This window comes from Panacagrimonas sp. (assembly GCF_965216805.1).
GTDB lineage: Bacteria > Pseudomonadota > Gammaproteobacteria > Nevskiales > Nevskiaceae > Panacagrimonas.
In genome coordinates, this window is sequence record NZ_CBDCGN010000002.1 from 1,039,644 (window position 1) to 1,057,762 (window position 18,119).

At 63.7% G+C, this 18,119-nt stretch carries 14 protein-coding genes; 9 read left to right on the top strand and 5 right to left on the bottom strand.

Translation table 11 applies throughout. The annotated features are described in order from the left end of the window. Nucleotides 1-40: 40 nt before the first annotated feature. From ACOOHP_RS04960 to cysB, 5 genes are all read right to left on the bottom strand, one after another. Entirely contained in the window at nt 41-310 is a 270-nt protein-coding gene (locus ACOOHP_RS04960; RefSeq protein ID WP_420465351.1) for a hypothetical protein, read from the bottom strand. Between the two features lie 33 nt (nt 311-343). Then, a complete protein-coding gene (locus ACOOHP_RS04965; RefSeq protein WP_420465352.1) occupies nt 344-1,162 on the bottom strand; it encodes a hypothetical protein in 819 nt (272 codons plus the stop codon). A 193-nt stretch (nt 1,163-1,355) separates the two neighbouring features. After that, entirely contained in the window at nt 1,356-1,868 is a 513-nt protein-coding gene (locus tag ACOOHP_RS04970) for a DUF934 domain-containing protein (protein ID WP_420465353.1), read from the bottom strand. Between the two features lie 55 nt (nt 1,869-1,923). Then, the gene (locus ACOOHP_RS04975; RefSeq protein ID WP_420465354.1) at nt 1,924-3,591 is read right to left on the bottom strand and encodes a nitrite/sulfite reductase; all 1,668 of its coding nucleotides are present in this window, start codon (nt 3,589-3,591) and stop codon (nt 1,924-1,926) included. A gap of 119 nt (nt 3,592-3,710) precedes the next feature. After that, on the bottom strand, nt 3,711-4,691 hold the full coding sequence (gene cysB, locus ACOOHP_RS04980; RefSeq protein WP_420465355.1) for an HTH-type transcriptional regulator CysB: 981 nt from the start codon (nt 4,689-4,691) through the stop codon (nt 3,711-3,713). A 504-nt stretch (nt 4,692-5,195) separates the two neighbouring features. On the opposite strand from cysB, the gene ACOOHP_RS04985 reads away from it, so the two are divergent. From ACOOHP_RS04985 to ACOOHP_RS05025, 9 genes are all read left to right on the top strand, one after another. Beyond that, a complete protein-coding gene (locus ACOOHP_RS04985; RefSeq protein ID WP_420465356.1) occupies nt 5,196-8,318 on the top strand; it encodes a TonB-dependent receptor domain-containing protein in 3,123 nt (1,040 codons plus the stop codon). Between the two features lie 148 nt (nt 8,319-8,466). Continuing rightward, complete coding sequence (locus tag ACOOHP_RS04990) at nt 8,467-11,262, top strand: hypothetical protein (protein WP_420465357.1); 2,796 nt, start codon at nt 8,467-8,469, stop codon at nt 11,260-11,262. A gap of 205 nt (nt 11,263-11,467) precedes the next feature. Next, the gene (locus ACOOHP_RS04995; RefSeq protein ID WP_420465358.1) at nt 11,468-12,103 is read left to right on the top strand and encodes an energy transducer TonB; all 636 of its coding nucleotides are present in this window, start codon (nt 11,468-11,470) and stop codon (nt 12,101-12,103) included. An 86-nt stretch (nt 12,104-12,189) separates the two neighbouring features. Next, a complete protein-coding gene (locus ACOOHP_RS05000; RefSeq protein WP_420465359.1) occupies nt 12,190-13,131 on the top strand; it encodes a MotA/TolQ/ExbB proton channel family protein in 942 nt (313 codons plus the stop codon). A gap of 175 nt (nt 13,132-13,306) precedes the next feature. Continuing rightward, entirely contained in the window at nt 13,307-13,735 is a 429-nt protein-coding gene (locus ACOOHP_RS05005) for an ExbD/TolR family protein (RefSeq protein ID WP_420465360.1), read from the top strand. Nucleotides 13,736-13,854: 119 nt separating this feature from the next. Further along, entirely contained in the window at nt 13,855-14,271 is a 417-nt protein-coding gene (locus ACOOHP_RS05010; protein ID WP_420465361.1) for an ExbD/TolR family protein, read from the top strand. A gap of 46 nt (nt 14,272-14,317) precedes the next feature. Then, entirely contained in the window at nt 14,318-15,541 is a 1,224-nt protein-coding gene (locus ACOOHP_RS05015; protein WP_420465362.1) for a hypothetical protein, read from the top strand. Nucleotides 15,542-15,849: 308 nt separating this feature from the next. Further along, a complete protein-coding gene (locus ACOOHP_RS05020) occupies nt 15,850-16,821 on the top strand; it encodes a PstS family phosphate ABC transporter substrate-binding protein (protein WP_420465363.1) in 972 nt (323 codons plus the stop codon). Between the two features lie 88 nt (nt 16,822-16,909). Next, entirely contained in the window at nt 16,910-18,100 is a 1,191-nt protein-coding gene (locus tag ACOOHP_RS05025; protein ID WP_420465364.1) for an OprO/OprP family phosphate-selective porin, read from the top strand. Nucleotides 18,101-18,119: the final 19 nt, after the last annotated feature.

Consider the following 18,119-nt stretch of genomic DNA (forward strand, 5'->3'; position numbering starts at 1 on the left):
GAGGCCGGTTGAGCCTTGCCGGAAATACTGCTTGGCTGGGCTAATCGCATTTGCCGAGCTTGGCGCACTCGGCGTCGGCGGTGTCCTCCTTGCCGAAGACCCGTTCCAGCGACGCCGCCAAGCCTCCGACCTTGGAATTGCTGCCGGCGGGGGACTGCGATGAGGCGAAGTCACTGGCCAGGCCACCCGACACGCCTGTGGTGCCGCTGACCCCGCCGCCGGTGACGCCACCGCCGGTGACCTGAGCCGATGCGGCCGTGGCAAGCAATGCCAAAGATGCGGCCATTAATTTGAGAAGATTGGATTTCATGTCGATCTCCGATTGCGCGAGAGGCTATCGGCCTCAGAAAGAGAAGGTGTAGGACAGGGTGCCGCCGAACTGGGCGTCGGAGCCAAAGCGCTCGCCGACGTTGACCGCGCCCAAGGTCAGCACCAGCGGTTGGCCGCGGAACGGCGCCACCGAGGCGCCCACGTTGGTGAAGCGGCCACTGTGGTCGACGATCACCGAGAAATTGCGGGTGAAGTACAGCGCAGCCGAGCCGAACACGTTGACGCCGTCGTCGTCGATGCTGTTGGTGAACAAGCCGTCGCCGACGCCGATTGTGGTGACCAGTGCCAGACGGCGCGCACCGGCTTCGATCGCAAACACCTTGGAGGCGTTGGCAAAGACGCTGGACTCGTTCTGGTCCTCGGCTTCGCCCCAGCGGCTGGTGCCGATGACACCGGCCGAAATGGCAGCGCCGCCGGGCAGGTTGGTATGCAGTTTGAACGACAGACCGCCCGACTCGCCGAACTCGTCGGAATCGTTCTGGCCGCTCAAATCGCCGGAGCCGGTGAGCGAGGTCGTCACCGCCGCCACTTCCAGACCGGCGTAACGGTCGGCATCGCCGAGGCCGACGACCAGGGCAGCGCTACCGTCGAAGTCTTCGTCATCGCTGACCTGCTGGCCATTGAATTCGTCGGGCAAAGTCTGTCCGAACACACCGACGCCGACCGCCCCCCAGTCGGCGCCGAAGGCAATGGGCGACCCGAAAGAGGCACCGGCGTAGGAATGGGGTGGCGTCTGTGGAACCGAGATGGCAGCGCCCTGCGCGTGGGCGGTGGCCGCAGCCACGGAGATTGCCGTGACCACAAACGTTGCCGCTACGACCTGGACCTTCATATTGGATTTCCCCGCTGCTTCGAATTGTTGACCGGATGGTGGCTTGCAACGCCGTTGCCGGCTCAATGTAAGCGGAACCGCTTCAATGTGACAAGCATGGCCCCAGGCTGCAATCAGCTTCCGTGAACCGCCATGCGCGAGAAGGATTTACGCCGGCTAAATGAATCTTCGCTGAGCTTATCCAATACCGCGTTCAGGAGGCGTGCGCCACGTCACCTTTTCGCAATCTGCGGACCAGCGGACGAGTGTCCTGCGCGGGCTGGTAGGCGGGGGTGAGTTCGGCGGCAGCACGCAGACAGGCAGCCAGGTCCTGGTCCGCGCGCAGTTCGAAGGCGTTGAAGCCACAACGATGCAGGAAAGCGATCTGATCGCGTACCACGGCGGCGCCGGTGGCCCGCAGCTGTCCGGTGAATCCGACCCGATCGCGCAGCAGGCGTGCCTGCGAATAGGCGCGGCCGTCGGCAAACGAGGGGAATTCGAGGACGATCAGCGGCAGGTAGCGCAGGCGCGGCGCCAGGTCGAGGATGTCGGCAGTATTGGGAAGCAGCACACCCACGGCCGCAGCGGCCTCGGAGATGCGCTCGGCCTGCGCCTGCCAGTGCGCCAGCGAAACCAGAACGCGAGCCCCATGGGGTACCGGTTCGTCGTCGCCAAGTCGTACGAAGCTGTCCTGCTCCTGCCGGCTGTCGATGATGAGGGCGCTCATGCGTTGTCCCCGCCAGGTATTGCCCAGGGTTGCAGGCTGGCGCCATTCTCAGCGCTCATGCTGCTGCCTTCAGCGGGTACAACCTCGCCTTGAACGGGGCCATGCCAACGCGTCGATAGGTCTGCAGGAAGCTTTCATCCTCGCTGTGGCGCAGTTCCAAGTACACCTCCACGATGCGCTGCACGGCGTCCGCGATTTCGTCGCGGGCAAATGAGGGGCCGGTGCGATCACCGAGGCTGGCGTCGGTGTCCGCCGAGCCCCCCAGGGTGACCTGGTACCACTCCTCGCCCTTCTTATCCACGCCCAGGATGCCGATGTGTCCTACCGTGTGGTGGCCGCAGCCGTTCATGCAGCCGGACATCTTGAGCTTGATGGGACCCACGTCATGCTGGTCGTCGAGGTTGTCGAAGCGATCGAAAATGTCCTGCGCCACCCCGATGGAGCCGGCGTTGGCCAGCGAGCAGAAGTCCAGTCCCGGGCAGCAGATCAGGTCGGTCAGCAGGCCGATGTTGGGGGTGGCCAGGTTTTGCTCGCGCAAAGCCTGCCAGAGGGCATAGAGGTCGCGCTTGGCGACGTCGGCCAGTACCAGATTCTGATCGTGGGTGGCGCGCACCTCGCCGAAGGAATAGCGGTCCGCCAGATCGGCCAGCGCGTCCATTTGTCCGGCGGTGATATCGCCTGGTGCCACCCCGTTGGCCTTGAGCGACACGAACACCACCGCGTAGCCGGGTTGGCGATGCGCATGCAGGTTGCGGCGTGTCCAGGCAGCAAACGCCGGGTCCTCGGTCAGCCTCGCCTGGTAAGTCGGATCCGGGTCTGGCAGCTTGGCGTAAGCAGGCAGGGTGAAGTGCTGCTGCATGCTCTGCAGTTCGGCGGGGTCGAGCCGGAGTTCGCCCTCGCGGATGCGGGCCCACTCGTCCTCCACCAGCTGGCGGAATTTTTCCGGGCCGGTTTCCTTGACCAGGATCTTGATGCGCGCCTTGTAGATGTTGTCGCGTCGGCCCAGCAGGTTGTAGACCCGCAGCACCGCTTCCAGGTAGGACAGCAGGTCCAGTTCCGGTACAAAGTCGGCCAATTGCACGCCGATGATGGGGGTGCGACCGAGCCCGCCGCCGACGAACACCGTGTAACCCAGCTCACCGGCGTCGTTGCGCACGATCTGTACGCCAATGTCGTGGACGCGCACCGCCGCGCGATCGCTCTGCGAGGCCGAGAACGCGATCTTGAACTTGCGCGGCAGCCAGTTGAATTCAGGATGGAACGTGGCCCACTGACGGGTCAGTTCGCAGTACGGCCGGGGATCCACCAGCTCGTCGCGGGCGACGCCGGCCAGATGATCGGAGGTGATGTTGCGAATGCAGTTGCCGGACGTCTGGATGGCATGCATCTCCACCGTGGCCAGGTCGGCCAGGATGTCCGGCACCCGCGCCAGTTCCGGCCAGTTGAACTGCATATTCTGCCGCGTGGTGAAGTGGCCGTAGCCCTTGTCGTAAGTGCGGGCGATGTGGCCCAGCATGCGCAATTGCCGGCTGGACAGCAGGCCATATGGAATGCTGATGCGCAGCATCGGTGCAAATCGTTGGATATACAGTCCGTTGCGCAGGCGTAGCGCGCGAAATTCCTCCTCCGGCAGCTGGCCGGCGAGGTAGCGCTGGGTCTGATCACGGAACTGCGAAACGCGCTGGTCGACCAGGGATTGATCGTAGGAGTCGTAGCGGTACATCGGCTTCGTATCCGGGCGGCAAGGTGGCAATTGATCGCGCAGGCTAGCAGTCACTCAGGGTGCCAAACAGCATATGGCGGCTATATTCTCAGACGACTTGGGAATAGCTTGAATGCCGGTCAAGGCTTGCGCAGGGCCTCCACCAATTCGCGCGAACGCCGGCTGCGTTCCGCCGGGTCGCGGATGCCGGCCACCTCGTCGACCAGCCGTGGTGTCAGGTGCGGCGCAAAGCTGCCGATGAATTCGTACATGTAACCGCGCAGCAACATGCTGCTGCGAAAGCCGATATGGGTGGTGCTGGCCTCGAACAGATGATCGGCCGGCAATGCCACCAAATCGGCGTCGGCCTGCGGGTCGTAGGCGAGGTCGGCGACGATGCCGGCACCCAGACCCAGCCGCACATAGGTTTTGATGACGTCGGCGTCCACCGCGGTGAGCACCACGTCGGGCTTGAGGCCGTGGGCGGCAAACGCCTGGTCCAGCTTGGAACGGCCCGTAAAGCCAAAGGTGTAAGTGACCAGCGGGTGCTGGGCCAGCTCCTGCAGCGCCGGCCGCCCGCTGCGCACCAGCGGATGGTCGGGTCGGACCAGCACGATGCGGTTCCAGTGATAGCAGGGCAGCATGACCAGGTCCTCGAACAATTCCAGGGCCTCGGTGGCGATGGCGAAGTCGGCGTGGCCGTCCGACGCCATCTTGGCGATCTGCTGAGGCGAACCCTGATGCAGGTGCAGGCGCACCCGCGGAAACCGGCTGCGGAATTTCTGGATCACCGGCGGCAGCGCGTAGCGGGCCTGGGTATGCGTGGTGGCGATCGACAGCTCACCGCGATCAGCGTCGTGGAACTCCTCGGCGATGTTGCGGATGTTGTCCGCTTCCATCAGCAGGCGCTGGGCGTATTCCAGAATCCGAGCGCCCGCCGGCGTGATCTCGGTGAGGTGTTTGCCGTTACGCACAAAGATCGGTACGCCCAGCTCTTCCTCCAGCATGCGGATCTGCTTGCTGACCCCGGGCTGCGAGGTGAATAGCGCCTCCGCTGCCGCCGTCACGTTCAAGCCGCGACGCGCCACTTCCAGAATGTAGTTGAGCTGTCGAATCTTCATCGTCACTCCCCGGGCCAACGCCGGCCCGGCGCAACGTTATGCGAGAACCTTCGCGGTTGCCTATCTCATGTGACAAAGATTTATGACGCTGTGCCGAGGACGTTGCGCGGCCGCGATGCGGTTGCGACAACTTTGGGCCCTTGCGCTCCAAGCCCTTGTCGAGGATGGATTCTTGCGCTGCGCGCCGCGCCGATGCCGGCGTTCTCCGGGGGCGGACCGGGCGACCCGCGCGTGCGTCCTGGGCGCTTCGCCGAAGCGCACTCGTCATGAAACCGTCACAAGCGCTGCGTAACTTGCGCAGCGTTGAGGGCTGCCAGTGAGCGTGCCTGTCGATCTCGCGGAGCAAGGCGATCGGTCGAATAACGGATGTGAGCAGGCCTGGCCGCGACACGCTTATCGCGGCCAGGCCGCCACCTCGGCACTGGAAGCCCCATAGACGCCACTTTCCAACCGGATTGGGCCGGCTGCACGTCCAAAAAAGGTTGTTCGCCGCTGGATCCATTGATGCCCCCTCAGATGAAATCGCTGTTCAAGCTGTTGCTCGCGACCCCGGTCGTCCTGTTCAGCCCGCTTCTGCTGGCCGCCGAAATCAATCTCAACGCGTTCCTGGGCGCCAATCCGCTGAAGGATCTGGACGTGGAGCTCGACGGTCGCGTCGTCGGCGTCACCGACAGCCGCGGTGGTCTGACGGCAGACCTGGAAGCAGGCAGTCACCGCGTCCGCCTGCTCAAGCTTGATGCCGCGTTAACCGTGTACGAGTTCCAGACCGCACCCGGCGAAAGCGCCGACCTCAGCTTTACCTTTACCGATTTCGAACAGCCCGCGCTGGTCGCGTTCGACACCTTTGACGCTGCTACCGGCGAAGGGGGCGCGCCGGGTCTGGTGGAAGGGTATGTCGTCGATGCCGACGGGTACGCCGTGCCAGGCGCAACCGTGCGCGTCGAGGGCAGCGAGGTGGAAACCGTCTCCGACGACAATGGCGCATTCCGCTTCGAAATTGCTCGCGGCAACTACACGCTCAACGTCACCCATCCGGAACATGAGCCGGCCCGCCAGGGTGGCTTGCGGGTGCTGGCGAACGTCGGTATCGCCACCCAGATCGCGCTGCAGCCAAAGGTTCAGGAGTTCGGCGGTGCAGAAGCCCCCGCTGTCGGCGGCGCAATCGGCGCCCCCGACGCAGACATCGCATCTGAGCCCGCCGCGCCCGCGTCGGAAACTTCGTTTGGCGCAGACGGCGTGCAGGAAATCACGGTGGTCGGGACGTTCAAGCCCGCCCAGCAGACTGCGGTGGAGGTGGAACGATTCTCCGACAGTGTCACCAGCGCCATCAGCGTCGACGAACTGCTGCGCTTCGGCGACAGCGACGTCGCGGCGTCGCTCAAGCGCGTGGTCGGCATCTCGGTGTCCGACGGCAAGTACGCAGTGGTGCGTGGCCTGGACGGTCGCTACATCGCGGCCACGCTCAACGGCAGCCTGATGCCGGGCACCGATCCGTTCCGTCGTGACGTGCAGCTCGACTTGTTTCCGTCCGACATCCTCGGCGGCATCGAGATCCAGAAGAACTTCTCCGCCGAGCTGCCCGGCGAGACCACCGGCGGCGTGATCAAGATGAACACGCGTGGCGTGCCGGACGAGTACATCAACAAGTTTTCGTTCTCACTCGGATACGTCGACGGCGTCACCGGTGAGGACCTGGGCACCTATGAAGGTGGCGATACCGATGACTTTGGTTTCGACGACGGCTTCCGCGATCTGCCCGGTGCGATTGATGCCGCCAGCAATGGCGGGCTGGATTTCAGCGTGTGTCAGGTTCAGGGTCAGGCCAATTGTGTAGAGCGCGAGGAAGCGGGTCGGCTGGCCACCCTGCTGCCCAACGTGCTCAATCCTGAAGCGGAGTCCGCAGCGCCGAACTTCGGTCTGTCCTACTCCCTGGGCAACGTGTTCGATCGCGACATCGGCGAGGTGGGTCTTTATGGCGCGGTCTCCTATGACCGTTCCAGCAAGGCACGCCAGGATGCGTTCATCGACGACAACTCGGTCGACACGCAATACACCCGCGACCAGCGCAACACCACGCTGTCGGGCTATTTCGTCGCCGGCCTCACCCCGGCGTCCGGCGCCGAGTATCTGAGCCGCACCATCGTGCTGCGCAATACCGAGGACACCGTCGAGGTCGAGTCCGGAATCAACAAGGACGAGGGCACGGGCCTGGATCGGTTCCTGCTCGAGTGGGAGGAACGCCAGTTTCTGGCCCAGCAGTTCGAAGGCAAACACTTCCTGTTCGGCGGCGACCAGCGGCTGTCATGGCGCGCGGGGGTGTCGCAGACCCGGCGCGATTCGCCGGACCGGCGCAGCTATCGTTACATCAACAATTCGCTGGCACTGAGCACGTTCGAGCGCAGCTATTCGGAACTGGTGGAGGATGGTCTTGACTTGGGTCTGGATTACGAACTGCCGCTGACATTGACGCCGAACATCGAAACCAAGGTTACGGTTGGAGCGCTCGGCAATCTGCGCGAGCGTGAAGTGGATCTCGCGCGCCTTGGTATCCGTCGCGGCAATGGCCCTAATGTGTCTCTGGGTCAGGATGCCGAATCATTGTTCGTGCCGGAAAACTTCCTGGCGGACAGTTTTCAATTGCAGCAGCGAACTACCGACACCGATTCGTACGACGGCGAACAGGAAGCCTTCGCCGGCTACGTCTCGACCAAGACGGACTTCGGTGATGCGGTGACCATCGTGCTCGGCGTGCGCCAGGACCAGTTCACCCAGGAGCTGTCGTTCCCGAACGACCCGGGCTCCGAATCCGAACTGGACTCCGACGAGCTGCTGCCCTCGCTGCTGGTCACCTATCGCCTGACCGATGCCCTGCAGTTCCGCGGCGGATATGCCGGTACGGTTTCGCGTCCCAACCTCACCGAGCTGGCGCCGTCGATCTTCTATGACGAGCGCGGCCGCGAGTTCCGTGGCTGTCCCACCTGCGAAGCGTCAATCATCGACAACTTTGACGTGCGCATGGAGTACTACTTCGCCGATCAGGACAGCATCTCGATCGCCTTCTTCACCAAGGACATCGACGACCCGCTGGAAACCGCGCTGGAGGACGGCTCGGGTTCGGCTACCGATACCCTGACTTTCCGCAACGCCGAGGGTGCCACGGTGTCCGGCATCGAGATCGACGGTGGTTATACCTTCCTGGACGACGCCGCGCACATCCTGTCGATGGGCGCCAACATGTCTTTCATCGATTCCGAAGTCGATCTGGACCCCTTGAGCCAGCAGCTCGAGATCGATCCCAAGCGGGAACTGCAAGGTCAGTCGCCCTTCCTGGCCAATCTGCAGGTGGCTTGGGATTTCCTGCCCTGGGGCCAGAAGGTGACCCTGCTGGCCAATTACTTCGACGACCGCATCGACCGCATCACGCGCGGCCAGCCGCCGATCGAGGAAGCCGGTCGCCTGATCGTGAACTTCAATTACGAGAAGGAGCTGTTCGCGCAATCCAAGATCAGCTTCAGGGTCAAGAACCTGCTCGATGAAAGCGTCGAGTACACCCAGGGTGGAAGAGTGATCGAGGGTTACGACGAGGGCATCGAGATGTCTCTCGGCTATTCGGTGAACTTCAACTGATGAGGCATCAGATCCATCCAGTCTGGCAGTACGCATCGGACGAGACGCCATGGCGACGGCGTCTGGAAATTGCGGTAGCGGGGCGGCAAAAGCAAACCCAGTCAACACAGGCCGCCGAAATTCGGCACACGACCTACGGAAACAAGGCATGAAACGAGACTATCTACTGGCCGCCCTGTTCGGCAGCACAATGATCCTGACCGCCTGCGGCGGCGGTGGCGGCGGCGGCGGTGCGGGACCCGGCCCGGATCCTGACCCCGATCCGGATCCGACCGATTGCCCCGCGGGCTTCGACGGGCTCGACTTCCTGAGCTGCGACGGCAACACCTTCACCGTCAGCGGCACCATCGACCAGGATTTCACCATGACCGCGGATCGCGACTGGATCCTCGACGGTCAGGTGCTGGTGGGCGGTGGCAACATCGAGATCAGCGACAACGCCGAGGCACAGCAGGTCAAGGATGACGGCGTCGTCCTCACCATCGAGGCCGGCACCGACATCCGCGGCCTGACCGACGGCGTCCTGATTGTCACCCGCGGCTCGCGGATGGAAGCCAATGGCACCGTGTCTGCGCCCATCACCTTCTCCAGCCTCGATGCCGATTTCGACGGCCTCGGCGAGTGGGGCGGCGTGATCATCCAGGGCTTCGCACCGCAGTTCCGCAGTGGCAATCTCGGCGAGTGCTTTGCACCCGGCGACACCTTCTGCAATCTGGCAGGTGAAGGCGGAGCCGGCTTCTTCGGCGGAAACGACCCGGCGGATGACAGCGGTACCGTCCGATACGTGCGCATCGCCGAAGGCGGCACCGCCGTGGGCGTCGACGACGAGGTCAACGGCCTGACCATGCAGGGCGTGGGCTATCAGACCACGGTCGAGTACGTACAGGTCCACAACAATCTCGACGATGCTTTCGAGTGGTTCGGCGGCACGGTCAACGCACGCTACATCGTGGCCACCGGCAACGATGATGACAGCATCGACTATGACGAAGGCTACATGGGCAATATCCAGTACGCGCTGGTGCTCATGGGCGACCGCGAAACGCCGGAAGGCAACAACGATCCGCGCGGCATCGAGGCCAACAGCTCGGACGACGAGTACGTGCCGCAGACCAATGCCACCCTGGCCAACGTCACGTTGCTGGGCGCTGCAGCCAACAACAACCCGGCCTCGGCCAACGGCGCGCAGCCCGGCATGCGGTTGCGCGGCGCGCTGACCACGGCGATCTACAACACCGCGGTCAACAACTTCGATACCGGATGCATCCGGATCGACGATGCCGATCCGGATGCCGATGGCCCGATCACCGAACTGGTGTTGTCCGACGTGACCCTGGTCAACGTCATTGGCGACTGTCAGGACGGCTTCTACGACCGCCGCGATGCCGACACCGAAACCGGCGTGACCGGCGCCGCGACGTTCACCGTCGACGATGCCTACGCGATCAACGAGGCCATCGCCGAACTCGGCAGCCCGACCACCATCGTGGCCACCTCGAACGGCTCCGGCTTCGTGTTCGACCAGACCGATTACATCGGCGCGGTTGAGCCCGGCACCGCGGCCGGTGACGCCTGGTGGGCGGGATGGACCTTGCCCGGCACGCTGGTGCCCGAGGAGGAGGGTCCGGCGCCGGCTGACTTCGTGAGCTGCAACGGCGATATCTGCACCATCGAGGGCACCATCGATACCGACTACACCCTGGTCAACAGCGTGCAGTGGATTCTCGACGGCCAGGTACTGGTGGGCGGTGGCAACATCCAGATCGCCGATAACGCCGAGGCGCAGCAGATCAAGGATGACGGCGTCACCTTGACCATTCAGCCCGGTACCGACATCCGCGGCCTGACCGACGGCGTCTTGATCGTCACCCGCGGATCGAAGCTGGAGGCAGCGGGTACGGCCAACGCTCCGATCACCTTCAGCAGTCTCGACGAGAATTTTGACGGCCTCGGCGAGTGGGGCGGTGTGATCGTGCAGGGCTTTGCGCCGCAGTTCCGCAGCGGCAACCTGGGTGTATGTTTCGCGCCCGGCGATACCTTCTGCAACCTCGCCGGTGAAGGCGGAGCGGGCTTCTTCGGCGGTGACGATCCGGCCGATGACAGCGGCACCATCCGTTACGTGCGCATCGCCGAGGGTGGAACGGCCGTGGGCGTCGATGACGAGGTCAACGGCCTGACCATGCAGGGTGTCGGTCACGCCACGCAGGTCGCCTACGTGCAGGTCCACAACAATCTCGACGATGCTTTCGAGTGGTTTGGCGGCACGGTCAACGCGCGCTACATCGTCGCCACCGGCAACGATGACGACAGCATCGACTACGACGAGGGCTACATGGGCAACATCCAGTACGCCATCGTCATCATGGCGGATCGCGAGACGCCGGAAGGCAACAACGATCCGCGCGGCATCGAGGCCAACAGCTCTGACGACGAGTATGTGACGCAGACCAACGCTACCCTGGCCAACGTCACCATCCTCGGCGCGGCGTCCAACAACAACCCGGCCTCCGCCAACGGCGCGCAGCCTGGCATGCGGCTGCGCGGAGCGCTGACCACGGCGATCTACAACACCGCAGTCAACAACTTCGATACCGGTTGTATCCGGATCGACGACGCCGATCCGGATGCAGATGGTCCGATCACCGAACTGGTGCTGTCCGACGTGACCCTGGTCAACGTCATCGGCGACTGTCAGGACGGCTTCTACGACCGTCGCGACGCCGACACCGAAACCAACTCGGGCGCCGCGACGTTCGGGGTGGACGCAGCCCTGGCCCTGACCGGTTCTCCGACCATCACGGCACCAACCATCGTCCCGGTCGACAACGGCTCGGGCTTCGAATTCGACGCGACCGACTACATCGGCGCCGTCGAGCCGGGTACCGCGGCCGGTGAGGCCTGGTGGGCAGGCTGGACGCTGCCGGGAACCGTGGCCGCGCCGTAACGCGACGCACCGCGGGTCCGGGAACGGCAACCGGCAGGTTGCCGTTCCCGCTTTGGACGCTGGTTTTCCTTACGTTTGCGTGACTGCCTCTGCCTGCGTGGTGGGGGCGGTCACTCAAACTGCGGGTTTGGCGATGCCGCCGAGGGCGGTAGCCGCCATCGGTGAGATGAACTCGAAACGGACAGGTTGAGCAGGTGGGAATCGGATGAATTTCGGTACTGACGGTGGCGCCCACAACCAGAACCGCGTGGCCGGTCTGGTGTTTGTGATCGGGCTGCATGTCCTGCTGATCTGGGGGTTGATGAGCGGCCTCGCGCGCAAGGCGGTGGAGCTGTTGCCCTCACCCATCGAGACCAAGATCATCGAAGATATCGCGCCGCCGGTGGACGAGCCGCCGCCGCCGACGCCGGAGTTCGAGCCACCGCCGCCGCCCTTCATCCCGCCACCGGACATCGTCATTGCCTCGCCCCCGCAAGCGACCACTGCGATCCGCCAGACCACGCAGATCCTGGCGCCCCCGGCGCCACCGCCGCCGCCGAAGCGGGTGGCGCGGGTGGCGCCTCGCATCGATCTTGCGGGGAGTCCGCGGGCTTGCCGCGAGCCGGAGTATCCATCGGCGTCGGAGCGTCTGGGCGAGCAGGGCACCAGTGCGATCAGCCTGCTGATCGGAGAAGATGGCAAGGTGCGTGATACGCGCGTCGATGCCAGCAGCGGCCATGATCGACTGGACACGGCGGCGGTGCGCGCATTCAGCCGCTGCAAGTTCTTCGTCGGCACCATCGACGGCAAGCCCGAAGCCTCATGGTTCTCGATCCGCTACAAGTGGGTGGTGCCGCAATGAGCGCGACATCGCCAGCGTCGATTTTTGCGTTACCGTTTTTCAACTCATTCTTTAGGCCGCGTTCCGCAGTAATGGAGAAGTCCGTCATGCCGTTCCTCAAATCCCTGTTCCCGATCACGACGACGGCGCAGCGCCTGGCGGGTTTGCTGCTGATGCTTGGCATGCTCGGTCTGAGTGTTCCGCTGTCTGCTCAGGACACGCCGGCCGATGCGCCGGCTGCCGAGGCGTCACCCACCGATCCGGCCGTTGACCCCGCCATCGACCCTGCCCTGGACATCGACCCCTTTGCCGAGCCGTTTGCGGAGCCGGCGGATACGGCGGCGGCGCAAGCGCCGGAGGCCGAGACCGTCGAGATCGAGAACCCCTATGGGCTGAAGGCCATGTGGGAACACGGCGACTTCGTCTCCAAGGGCACCCTGTTCATTCTGATCATCATGTCGGCGGCGACCTGGTACATTCTGGTGGTCAAGCTGATCGAACAGCAGAAGCTGCTGGGCGAAGCCAAGGCTGCCGACCGGAAATTCTGGACCTCCGCCGACGTGCGTTCCGGCATGGACACCCTCAAGAAGGGCGGCCCGTTCTGGTACATCGTGGATCGCGGCGTCAGCGCCGATTCCCACCACGAAGGCACCCTGGTCGAACAGATCGACCGCTCCAGCTGGATCACCATGAGCGTCAATCGCGCCGTCGACGCCATCAACAGCAAACTCACCGGCGGCCTGGCCATCCTGGCCACGGTGGGCTCCACCGCCCCCTTTGTGGGCCTGTTCGGCACCGTCTGGGGCATCTACCACGCCCTGACCGCCATCGGCATCTCCGGCCAGGCCAGCATCGACAAGGTCGCCGGCCCGGTGGGAGAAGCCCTGATCATGACCGCCATCGGCCTGGCCGTCGCCGTGCCTGCCGTGCTTGGCTACAACTGGCTGGTGCGCCGCAACAAGGGCGCGATGGACCGCGTCAAAGCCTTTGCCGCCGACCTGCACTCGGTGCTGCTGTCCGGGACGCGGGTGGGGGACAAGAAGGCCTGAGAAGCCGGGAATGGGCAGACGGGAATCGGGAATCGTAGAAGCAAGCGCAGACCCTGGGCTTTAACGATTCCCCATTCCCGATTCCCGGTTTTCAACGATTCCCCATTCCCGATTCCCGGTTTTCAACGATTCCCCATTCCCGATTCCCGTCCTCCAACGATTCCCGGAGCAAGACATGAGCATGTCCGTCGGCCCTGCCGAAGACGAAGAAGAACAAACCATCAGCGCCATCAACACCACCCCGCTGGTGGACGTGATGCTGGTGCTGCTGATCATCTTCCTGATCACCATTCCGGTGGCGATCGAGAACGTTCCTGTGGTGCTGCCCGCTGAAGAAAACCAGCCCCTGCAGACCAAGCCCGAGAACATCACCATCGCGGTAGACGCCGAAGGCACCCTGTACTGGAACACCACCCCCCTGGCCGACCAGCAAGCCCTGTTGGAGCGTCTGTACAAAGTGGCGGTGCAGGTTCCCCAGCCCGAAGTGCACATCCGTGGCGACCAGGAAACCCGCTACGAGAACGTCAACCAGGTGGTCGAAGCCTGCCAGCGCGCCTCGATCCTCAAGGTGGGCTTCATCACCGAGCCGCCGCCGAGAGGGTGAGCAACCGCGCTGAGGCGATGCCTTGACTTGGCATCGCCTGCGGTCGCGAACGCCCGGCCGTGAGGCCGGGACGAAGGCGCAACGTTTGGCGCGGTCTCAGCCAATATCAGGAGAACCCCATGGGCATGAACCTCAGCAGTAGCGACAAAGACGACGAAGTGATGATGGACATCAACACCACGCCGCTGATCGACGTGATGCTGGTGCTGCTGATCATGCTCATCATCACCATCCCGGTGCAGACCCACGCGGTCAAGCTGGATCTGCCGGTAGACCAGCAAAGCGCCCCGCCGCCCGAACCGCCTCCGGTAGTGAATCTGGAAGTCGACTTCGACGGCACGATCTACTGGGATGGCGTCATCGTCGCTGACCGTGCCGACCTGCAGCAGCGCTTTCGTAGTGCCGGGTTGCTGCCCCAACAGCCCGAATTTCACATCCGGCCCAATCGGCTGGTGGCCTACAAGCACGTTGCCGGCGTCATGGCTACGGCGCAAAAACTGGGCATCACCAACATCGGACTGGTCGGAACCAGTTGATACCTGACGCCGGACCTGCACCAACCTGAGTGAATTGGAATCCCGCATGAACTTAAAACATCTGCTGACCGCCGCTCTGCTCGGCCTGAGCCTGAGCGCCGCCACCCCGGCCCTGGCCCAGCGCGACAGCCTGCGCCCGGAAGTCGGCAAGCCTCTGCAGGAGGCCCAGAAGCTCATCCAGGCCAAGCAGTTCAAACAGGCTCTGCCGGCCATCGACCAGGCCGAAGCGGTGGGCAAGCTCACCGACTACGAGGCCTTCGTCATCGCCCAGATGCGCGGTGCGGCGTATTCCGGTGCGGGCAACGCGGTCAAGGCCGCTGCCGCCTTCGAACAGGTGCTTGATGCCAAGCGCCTGCCCAAGGATGAAGCGCTGAACATTTCCGAAGCTATTGTCGGCACCTACTTCCGCGCCAAGGATTATCCGCGCGCAGTTCAGTGGATCGAGCGCTATCGCGCCGATGGCGGCACCAAGCCGCAGGTACTCGGTTTGCTGCCGCAGGCGTTTTACCTGGCGGGAGACTTCGGCAAGGCCGCGCAAGCTTCGGCGGTGGCGGTGACCGCCTCGGAGAAGGCCGGCGCCAAGCCGGACGAAACGCTGATCAAGATCATGGCGGCGAGCTACCAGAAGGCCAAGGACGCTGACGGTTATACCCGCGCGCTGGAGAAGCTGGTGCGCCATTACCCGACCCCGGAATATTGGTCGGACGTGATCATCCGTACCGCGGGGCGCCCTGGCTTTTCGCGCAATCTGGACTTGGACATGTACCGTCTGATGCGCGCCACCGGCAATCTGGACGAGCCCAAGGAGTACATGGAGGCCGTGCAGCTGTCGATTCAGGCCGGTCTGCCAGGCGAAGCCATGGAGATCCTGGACGAGGGCTTTCGCAAGAAGATCCTCGGTGCTGGCGACGCTGCGGATACCGAGCGTCAGAACCGCTTGAAGGCGCTGGTCGAGAAACGTTACGCCGAGGATCGCAAGACGATTGCGGAGACCGATGCCGACGCCGCCAAGGCGGCCACTGGCGATCCGCTGGTGAAGACCGGTCTGGCCTACGTGACCTACGGTGACGCGGCCAAAGGCCTGCCGATGATGGAACAGGGCCTGCAGAAAGGTCAGCTCAAGTACCCGGAGCAGGCCAAGCTGCATCTCGGATACGCGCACTACCTTGCCGGCGACAAGGCTGCTGCGATCAAGCAGCTGCGCACGGTCAAGGGCGATGACGGTGCCGCTGATTTCGCACGTTTATGGATGCTGCTGGCCGCGCGTTGAGGGCGACGGCGCGCTGGCAGTAGCGGCATGCGGGTGTGGCGCCACCCCGACCGGCGCCGATCAGCTGCCGTCGGTCGCCGGGTTGTCACAAATCGATCAGCGGTGTCATCTGAGCGAAACGCCAGAATTATTATTTAAATTATTGAATATATTGAATAATAATTAATAGCTGAGTCGCATCGGCACAGCACCGATGCGTTAAAGATGACGACTGTCATCTGTATGTAACAAAAGCTTCATAGGCTTTTAGAAGTGGGTGACCAACATGCCTGTTGCGTCAACCACCATACGAAAGCCAGAGGAATCCAATGAAGCTCTCCAAACTCGCCCTCGCCCTGGGCGTCGCCGCCGCCAGCCTGACCGCCCCGCTGTCCGCCTCGGTGGATCCGGCGCTGCCGGAATACCAGACGGCATCCGGCGTGTCCGGCAATTTCAGCAGTGTCGGTTCGGACACACTGAACAATCTCATGACCTTGTGGGCTGAGCAGTTCAAGAAGTTCTATCCCAACGTCAACATCCAGATTCAGGGGGCGGGTTCCAGTACCGCGCCGCCGGCGCTGACCGAAGGCACCGCCAACTTCGGCCCGATGTCGCGCGCCATGAAAGACCAGGAAATCCAGGCCTTCGAGCAGAAGTACGGCTACAAGCCCACCGGCGTTGGCGTGGCTATCGATGCCCTGGCCGTCTACGTAAACAAGGACAACCCCATCGAGGGCCTGTCGATCACGCAGGTGGACGCGGTGTTCTCCGCCACGCGCAAGTGCGGCGCCGCCAAGGACGCGACCCGCTGGGGCGATCTGGGCCTGGCCGGCGACTGGGTGTCCAAGCCGATCCAGCTCTACGGCCGCAACTCGGTGTCGGGGACTTACGGGTACTTCAAGGAAGTGGCCCTGTGCAAGGGCGACTTCAAGCCCAACGTCAACGAGCAGCCGGGGTCGGCATCCGTGGTGCAGTCGACGTCCACCGGGCTGAACGCCATCGGCTATTCCGGCCTGGGTTACCGGACCTCCGGTGTGCGCGCGGTGCCGCTGTCCAGTAAGGACGGCGAAGCCTTCGTCGAGCCCACCGATGAAAATGCGGTCAACGGGTCCTATCCGCTATCGCGACTGCTGTGGGTGTATGTGAACAAGGCGCCCAACAAGCCGCTGTCGCCGATGGAACGCGAGTTCTTCAAGATGGTGCTCTCCAGGTCCGGCCAGGAAGTTGTGCAGAAGGACGGTTACACCGCCCTGCCGGAAAAGATCGCCGCGCGTTTCCGCACTCAGCTTGGCATTGACTGATCCCGCGCAGCCGACCCGTGCCGCTGCGAGCGGCATGGGTCGCAGGCCCGCGCTTCCCGTTCCAATCTTTCTTCGTAGGCACTCTCCATTGAACACGTACTGCAAGATCGGTGCCCTCCTGATCGGAATGGGCGCCGCCCTGAGCCCTGCCCGTGCCGATCGATCGGAAACGCGTGGCGGCGTCACCATCCGCTCCGAGGATGGCCGTTTCGAAGCCCGATTCGGCGGTCGCATTCATCTGGACAGCAACATCTTCATCACCGATGACGATGAAGTCGACGGCATCGGCGACCAGACCACCGACATCTACTTTCGCCGCACACGGCTGACCCTGACCGGCAAGGCCTACGGCTGGCGCTATATGCTGGAGAACGATTTCGCCGGTCAGGACGACGGCCAGGGCAGCGGGTTTCGGGAAGTGTGGATCGCCACCGACGTGTTCGGCGCCAACCTGCGCGTGGGCCAGGCCAAACCGTTCCGCGGTATGGAAGAACTGACCAGCTCCAACGAACTGCACTTCATCGAGCGACCGTTTTCGAGCTCCAACTCCCTGTACGGCAACCGCCAGTACACGACCGGACTGTTCCTGAACAACGCAGCAGCCAACTGGGGCTGGGGCGTGTCGGGCTACAACCTGCGCAGCGGCGCCGACAGCGACGACGAGACCGACGGCGTGGGCGCGACCGCGCGGGTGTACTGGGCGCCCGTGCTGGGGCCGCAGGGGGTGTTTCATCTAGGTGTCACAAGCAGCATCGACAATCCCGCCAATGGTCTGACGGTTGCGCCGTCCAGTGCTCGCTACGCCGGACGCAGTGGACCCGGGGCGAGTCTGAGCGCAGTCGCCAGCAGCCAGGACCAGACCACGTTCGGGCTCGAACTGGCGGGTCGGGTGGGGCCGTTCTATGCGCAGGGCGAGTACGCGAGCGCGCGTTTTGCCCAGGATTCGGGCGGGGACCTCGACGTCGATACTTACTATGTGCAGGCCACTTATCTCATCACCGGGGAAATCAAGCCGTACGACATCGACAAGGGCGTGTTCAAGTCGGTCAAGCCCAAGCGGCCGATCGGGGCCTGGGAGGCCAAGCTGCGTTACGACGCCATCGAAACCGACGGCTTGGACGCGGATCGCGAGGTGTCGCAGTTCATCGTCGGCCTCAACTGGTTCGTCAATCCCAGTGTGCGCATGATGTTCGAGTACATCCGTGGCGACGATCATCTCCAGGGCAGTCCGGAGCGCTCCGGAGACCTGATCGCCACGCGTCTGCAATTTGCCTTCTGAAGCCACGCGCATCCCGGCG

Excerpts from the sequence above, each read along its gene's own strand:
- ACOOHP_RS04965 (WP_420465352.1), bottom strand. The coding sequence starts at position 1,162 with ATGAAGGTCCAGGTCGTAGCGGCAACGTTTGTGGTCACGGCAATCTCC.
- ACOOHP_RS05010 (WP_420465361.1), top strand. The coding sequence starts at position 13,855 with ATGGGCATGAACCTCAGCAGTAGCGACAAAGACGACGAAGTGATGATG.
- ACOOHP_RS04970 (WP_420465353.1), bottom strand. The coding sequence starts at position 1,868 with ATGAGCGCCCTCATCATCGACAGCCGGCAGGAGCAGGACAGCTTCGTA.
- ACOOHP_RS05000 (WP_420465359.1), top strand. The coding sequence starts at position 12,190 with ATGCCGTTCCTCAAATCCCTGTTCCCGATCACGACGACGGCGCAGCGC.
- ACOOHP_RS04960 (WP_420465351.1), bottom strand. The coding sequence starts at position 310 with ATGAAATCCAATCTTCTCAAATTAATGGCCGCATCTTTGGCATTGCTT.
- ACOOHP_RS04985 (WP_420465356.1), top strand. The coding sequence starts at position 5,196 with ATGCCCCCTCAGATGAAATCGCTGTTCAAGCTGTTGCTCGCGACCCCG.
- ACOOHP_RS05015 (WP_420465362.1), top strand. The coding sequence starts at position 14,318 with ATGAACTTAAAACATCTGCTGACCGCCGCTCTGCTCGGCCTGAGCCTG.
- ACOOHP_RS04995 (WP_420465358.1), top strand. The coding sequence starts at position 11,468 with ATGAATTTCGGTACTGACGGTGGCGCCCACAACCAGAACCGCGTGGCC.
- ACOOHP_RS04990 (WP_420465357.1), top strand. The coding sequence starts at position 8,467 with ATGAAACGAGACTATCTACTGGCCGCCCTGTTCGGCAGCACAATGATC.
- cysB (WP_420465355.1), bottom strand. The coding sequence starts at position 4,691 with ATGAAGATTCGACAGCTCAACTACATTCTGGAAGTGGCGCGTCGCGGC.
- ACOOHP_RS05005 (WP_420465360.1), top strand. The coding sequence starts at position 13,307 with ATGAGCATGTCCGTCGGCCCTGCCGAAGACGAAGAAGAACAAACCATC.
- ACOOHP_RS04975 (WP_420465354.1), bottom strand. The coding sequence starts at position 3,591 with ATGTACCGCTACGACTCCTACGATCAATCCCTGGTCGACCAGCGCGTT.
- ACOOHP_RS05020 (WP_420465363.1), top strand. The coding sequence starts at position 15,850 with ATGAAGCTCTCCAAACTCGCCCTCGCCCTGGGCGTCGCCGCCGCCAGC.